Source organism: Geobacillus sp., from assembly GCF_017515625.1.
Taxonomy (GTDB): Bacteria; Bacillota; Bacilli; order Bacillales; family Anoxybacillaceae; genus Geobacillus; species Geobacillus stearothermophilus.
In genome coordinates this window covers 1-5,933 of sequence record NZ_JAFWFM010000193.1, presented here as the reverse complement: position 1 = coordinate 5,933, position 5,933 = coordinate 1, and the positions used below count along the sequence as shown (strand labels likewise).

Sequence of the window (5,933 nt, the reverse complement as noted above, 5' to 3'; positions counted from 1 at the left end):
TTTTGCATCAAATTCGGGAGTGTGGTATGCTTGTTCATAGAGAGCACCTCCTGGGTTTGTTTGTGTCGTTACTCACATTCTACAGGAAAGGTGCTCTTTTTTCTATACCCTTTGGATTTTATTGGATAATCAACACGCCTGGTGCTATATAAGGCGGAGTATGAAATTGGGCTATGGGCGAAACAGTTGATCAAAGAGCGGCTTGGCATCGAGATTCCCGATGACGAGGTGGCCCATATCGCCCTTCATATTCATACGGCGAAACTCGATGCCGCCAGCATGAACAAAACGATGCGCGAGACGACGCTCATTCATGAATTCGTTGACCTTATCCAAACGGAGCTCGGCATATCGATCGATAAGGAAAGCATTTCATACCAGCGGCTGCTCACTCATTTGCGCTTTGCCTTAAGCCGCATCGAAAACGGGGAGCCGATTCATTCGATGGATGAGGAGATGCTTGCGCTCATTCAGACAAAATATGCAAGGGAATGGGCGTGTACACAAAAAGCGGCAAGCTATGCAGAGAAGGAATATGGCATCCGTTTTCCGGAGGAGGAACTCGCCTATATCGTCCTCCATATCCAACGGTTGCGAAAGCGTTGACAAAAACAGCAAGTTGCCGTATAATGCAAAACAGACAACGAAATATTGCGGGATTGTAACTGCTTCGAGCAGGCAAGACCTAAAACGTATGAAGGGAACGGCAAGTGAGTCATGCCGCTAGATCGCCCTTTGTATGTTTTAGGTCTTTTTTGTTTTTCATTTCACCATCATTCAGAAGGGGAGGAGTTCACCGATGAATTATGAACACATTGCTAAACAACTCATCCCGCTCCTTGGCGGGAAAGAAAACATCATTAGCGTAACTCATTGCGCGACACGGCTTCGCCTCGTCTTAAAAGATGACAAAAAGGCCGAGGCGAAAGACATTGAAAACATTGAAGGGGTTAAAGGGGCGTTTTCCAGCTCCGGACAGTTTCAAATTATTTTTGGCACCGGCGTGGTGAATAAAGTGTATGAGGCGTTTGTCCGGGAAGCAGGGATACAGCAAGGTGATGCTGATGCTCATCAAGAAGCCATCAAGCAAAAAATGAATCCGCTCGCCCGCTTTGCGAAGACGTTGTCAAACATTTTTGTCCCAATCATCCCAGCCATTGTCGCGAGCGGTTTGTTAATGGGTTTGCTTGGGATGATGAAGGCGTTCAAATGGGTGGCGGCAGACAGCCCGCTGTATATTTTGCTTGATATGTTTTCGAGTGCGGCGTTTATTATTTTGCCAATTTTAATCGGCTTTAGCGCGGCGAAAGAATTTGGAGGCACGCCGTTTTTAGGGGCGGTCATCGGCGGTATTATGACTCACCCGGCGCTATTAAACCCGTGGGGATTGGCCGAGGCCAAGCCAAACTATATGCATTTTCTTGGCTTTGATATCGCTATGGTCGGGTATCAAGGGACGGTCGTGCCGATTTTGCTGGCGACGTATGTGATGAGCAAATTGGAGCGTGGATTGCGAAAAGTTGTTCCCCATGCGGTCAGTTTGCTTGTTGTTCCATTTGTGACCGTCATTTTGACGGGATTTATTACGATTTTGGCCATTGGTCCGCTCGGCAATTTGCTTGGCGATGGGATTACGACGGTGTTGAACTTTGTTTACCATTATGGCGGTGCGTTAGCTGGCCTTATCTTCGGCGGATTGTACTCGATGATCGTCATTACCGGTGTGCATCATAGCTTTCATGCCATTGAAGCGAACTTGTTGGCGAAACTTGGGGTCAACTATTTACTGCCAATTTGGTCGATGGCCAACGTCGCCCAAGGCGGCGCCGGTTTGGCTGTATTTGTCAAATCGAAGCGGACAAAAACAAAAGAGATTGCGTTACCGGCGGCCTTGTCAGCTTTTTTAGGCATTACCGAGCCAGTCATTTTCGGGGTGAACTTAAAATACCGGAAGCCGTTTATCGCTGCGGCCATTGGCGGCGCGCTCGGCGGAGCGTACGTCGTATTTACGAATGTAGTAGCTAATGCCTACGGGTTGACCGGCATCCCGATGATCGCCATCGTTGCGCCGGAAGGGCTCACGAACTTAATGCACTACTTAATCGGTTTTGCCATTGCCGTCGTTTCAGCGTTTGTGGCGACATTCCTTCTAAAGTTCCGTGAAGAAGAAGAGTGAGGGGACAAGCGGATGAAATCCGAACGGGAACAGAAACTTATTGAACAAGCATACGCTGAAGTCGAAAAATATGAGACTCTTGTCAATCGTGACCGGTATCGGCTTCGCTACCATCTCATGCCTCCTGTCGGGTTGATGAACGATCCAAACGGGCTGATCGACTGGCACGGAACGTATCACGTCTTCTACCAATGGATGCCGTTTCGCACCGGCCATGGCGCCAAGTTCTGGGGGCATTATACATCCCCAGACTTGGTTCATTGGCAAGCAGCGCCGATTGCGTTAGCGCCAAGCGAATGGTATGACAAAGATGGTTGCTATTCCGGCAGTGCGATTAGTTGCGATGGAAAACTCGTGCTGTTTTACACTGGCAATGTGAAAGATGAACAAGGAAACCGCCAAACGTACCAATGCATGGCCGTATCGGAAGATGGCATTCATTTTACAAAAAAAGGTGTCGTCATTACACTTCCGGACGGATATACGGCCCATTTCCGCGATCCGAAAGTATGGCGGTATCAGGGCCATTGGTATATGATCTTGGGGGCGCAAAGCGAAAGCGGCGATGGAAAAGCGGTGCTGTTTCGTTCCGCTGATCTTTGTCATTGGGAGCATCTTGGCCCAATTGCTGGCGGCAACATGAACGGGCTTGGTCCGTTTGGCTATATGTGGGAATGCCTAGACTTGTTTCCATTAGATGGGCAAGACGTGCTCATCGTCTGCCCGCAAGGATTAAAACCGGACGGCATGCGCTACCAAAACGTCTACCAGTCAGGTTATTTTGTCGGCCGCTTCGACTACGAACGGGCCGAATTCCTTCACGGGACGTTTGAGGAGCTTGATCGCGGCTTTGAATTTTACGCTCCGCAAACGATGCTTGACCGGAACGGGCGGCGCATCCTCATCGGCTGGATGGGTGTGCCGGACCAGGATGAAGACCGTCAGCCGACAGTGAGCCACCGCTGGGTGCACGCGCTCACCTTGCCGCGCGAACTTCGCCTCACTGGCGGCAAGCTGAGACAGACGCCAGTGGAAGAGCTGAAACAGTTGCGCAAACAAAAAGTAGCATATCCAAGCGCCACTGTGGTGAATGAGCTGAGGTCATGGGCGGGACTCGAGGGAGATGCGATCGAACTTCGCCTCGACAATATCGAACTGTTCGGAAGCATGATGGAAATTTACTTTCGCCATGCGGCTCGCCTTGTTTACAATAGTGACGAAGGGGTATTGACGCTTGAACGGAAAAGCTTTGTGAACGGGCTGACGGAGAAGCGGCAATGTCGATTGCCACGTCTTCGTTCGCTTCATGTTTTCCTTGATACGTCATCGATCGAACTGTTCGTCAATGATGGCGAAGAGACGTTCACTGCGCGGTTTTTTCCGCATCCGGACGACCAAACGATTTTCTTTGGCGCTCATGGGCATCTTCAGATGGACATCGAGAAATGGGAATTATAAGACGGATTGGCACGAGCAAAGCTGCCGAGAGCACTCGCTTTTCGGCGGCTTGTTTATTACTGTTGTAGTTCCTTTTGTGAGACAATGAGCAATACGGGATTGAATTTACTTCCGTCCCCCTCTATAATGAACAGTAGACGATGTCTTTACATCGATAATGACAGGGGGATACACATGAACCAAACCGCGATTTCCCAGCGCAAGCTGTTAGGCATCGCCGGTCTCGGTTGGCTGTTTGACGCGATGGATGTCGGCATGTTGTCGTTTTGATGGCCGCCTTGCAAAAAGACTGGAACTTGACAGCCGAACAAGTCGGCTGGATCGGCAGCGTCAACTCGATCGGCATGGCGGTTGGAGCGCTCGTGTTCGGATTGCTTGCGGACCGGATCGGGCGGAAAAACGTTTTTATTTTCACATTGTTGCTGTTCTCGCTTGGCAGTGGGCTGTCGGCGCTGACGACGACGTTAGCGGCGTTTTTGGCGCTCCGCTTTTTGATCGGCATGGGACTTGGCGGCGAGCTGCCGGTCGCGTCAACGCTCGTCTCAGAAGCGGTGCCAGCTAAGGATCGCGGCCGGGCTGTCGTGCTGCTCGAGAGCTTTTGGGCTGGCGGTTGGCTATTGGCAGCGCTCATCTCGTATTTCGTCATACCAGCTTACGGCTGGCGGACGGCGTTATGGCTGGCGGCGATTCCGGCGCTGTATGCGATCTATTTGCGCCTCCGCCTCAGCTTTCAGTCTTCGATTCTCTTCCTCTAAACTGCACTCTTTTTTTCGGGGTCTTCCCTTGAATGGAGACTTGGATGTCCCGCGCCGTTCTTCGAGCCCTTTTCGACCATGTTCATGATAACGTTTTACCCAAAGTCTGATCGTTTTCGTGCAGGGAATCCCTATAACTCTTGGCATATCCGCTTATATCCCCATCCTTCTTCGATGTACATCTGGACAGCCCTCCATTTAAACTCCACGGAATAGGTGGTCTTCCCTTTCGGTGTTTGCTTGGTCTCGAACATAAACAAATCCCTCCAGTGTTTTTCATGACAGTATGGGCATTTTCCCAACTGTCTACACTAGAGGGATAATATCAAGCGAGAAGGGCTCCTTTTTCATCCCGACAACTTCTCCAGCCTCGCGCACAACTCATGCTGCCACTCAACGTCGCCGGTCATGCTGGCCAGTAGCGACAGGTTTTTGAGTTTCGCGATCTCCATACTCTCTTGACATTGACAGAATCGTTTGGTGAAGATTTGGATGTTTTGAAGAAAAATAAACCCGCCTCGACATGGGCGGGTTTTTTCTGTCAATCCAAATACTTCTCGCATAACGATACGAACTTTCCATCTGACTTTAGCCCTTCCAAAATGCTTCTCAACATTGCACTTCTTTTGGGAAGCTGCTTCTCGAACTCTGCCACAAATGTGTCCTTGTCCCACTGTGATTTGCCAGCGTGATAAAACAGCTTTTCCAGGCGTTCCAACTCGTCGGCAGTAAAGCCAGTGGCTAAGGCCAGAATCGCAAAGCTTTTGTGCTCCTTGTTCACCATATCTAAGAGTAACGTAATTGCGTCGGTGGCTAGACTCAATTTTGCTTCAAGATCCTTGATTCTTTCCTCGTTCATAGCACCCTCCTTGTACTATAGTAATACCCAGTCTACGAATTTTGAAATGACCCAACCAACCTGTCTCGCTGTACTCAGTGGTACTCCCAGATCATATAACGCCCCGCTAACTTGATCTTGAATGATTTGGATAGAAAGGTCTTTCCAAGAAGCTATGGTCCGCAAGGTATCAGCAATATTATCGGCATATTCCCTGATAGTATCTGCTACCTTTTTACTGCCGTAGTCCTCAACAAAGTCGAGCAATTTTTTAATGGCTTGCGATTCCAGCATGTCTGCTAACGTCAATACCGCTTTCTTGAGAGCTGCAGTTTTGATACCCTGTGTTTCTACCTTTGGCGACACTGTGTTGACCTTCGCCACAGAAGGGGTGAGTTGTGACACCGTGTTTGTCTCTGCGGCAAAAACAGAAGTAGGTACTGCTACCGCCAAAACAGACAGAGCTAAAACAGGAGATAAAATTCTTTTGAACAACTTCATAGACAGCTTCATAAATTCCCCCTCCCTTTTATCGGTTTATTTATTTCAATGAATACTATAAAAGCTGTAGATGAGCATTTTTCATTACAATAATTTCCATGGTTAGAGAGACAAACAGGGTACCCCTTACGCGATACGGAGCTGTTTTTTGATCACATCAATGGGAATATCTTGCTTCGCAGCGTCATAAATGAACTCGACGACG

Annotated in this window: 5 protein-coding genes and 2 pseudogenes; 4 read left to right on the top strand and 3 right to left on the bottom strand. The window is 49.1% G+C overall.

What is annotated here, in order from left to right; genetic code table 11:
• Positions 1-141: 141 nt before the first annotated feature.
• From IKE44_RS11285 to IKE44_RS11270, 4 genes and pseudogenes are all read left to right on the top strand, one after another.
• Positions 142-606, top strand: a pseudogene (locus tag IKE44_RS11285) (BglG family transcription antiterminator); the annotation flags it as partial.
• A gap of 193 nt (positions 607-799) precedes the next feature.
• Positions 800-2,176 (top strand): sucrose-specific PTS transporter subunit IIBC, encoded by a 1,377-nt coding sequence (locus IKE44_RS11280; RefSeq protein ID WP_049625186.1) that lies wholly within the window; start codon positions 800-802, stop codon positions 2,174-2,176.
• 12 nt (positions 2,177-2,188) lie between these two features.
• Positions 2,189-3,634 (top strand): glycoside hydrolase family 32 protein, encoded by a 1,446-nt coding sequence (locus IKE44_RS11275; protein ID WP_049625185.1) that lies wholly within the window; start codon positions 2,189-2,191, stop codon positions 3,632-3,634.
• 174 nt (positions 3,635-3,808) lie between these two features.
• Positions 3,809-4,359: pseudogene (locus tag IKE44_RS11270) on the top strand (MFS transporter); the annotation flags it as partial.
• A 377-nt stretch (positions 4,360-4,736) separates the two neighbouring features.
• Here the strand turns inward: IKE44_RS11270 and IKE44_RS13885 are convergent.
• The 3 genes from IKE44_RS13885 to IKE44_RS11255 all read right to left on the bottom strand — a co-directional run bounded on the left by IKE44_RS13885 (position 4,737) and on the right by IKE44_RS11255 (position 5,740).
• Positions 4,737-4,799, bottom strand: a complete 63-nt coding sequence (locus tag IKE44_RS13885; protein ID WP_420867691.1) for a DUF7667 family protein — start codon at positions 4,797-4,799, stop codon at positions 4,737-4,739.
• 131 nt (positions 4,800-4,930) lie between these two features.
• On the bottom strand, positions 4,931-5,248 hold the full coding sequence (locus tag IKE44_RS11260; protein WP_013146668.1) for a hypothetical protein: 318 nt from the start codon (positions 5,246-5,248) through the stop codon (positions 4,931-4,933).
• Positions 5,249-5,263: 15 nt separating this feature from the next.
• Positions 5,264-5,740, bottom strand: coding sequence for a hypothetical protein (locus IKE44_RS11255; RefSeq protein ID WP_013146667.1), 477 nt, complete (start codon positions 5,738-5,740; stop codon positions 5,264-5,266).
• Between the last annotated feature and the right edge of the window lie 193 nt (positions 5,741-5,933).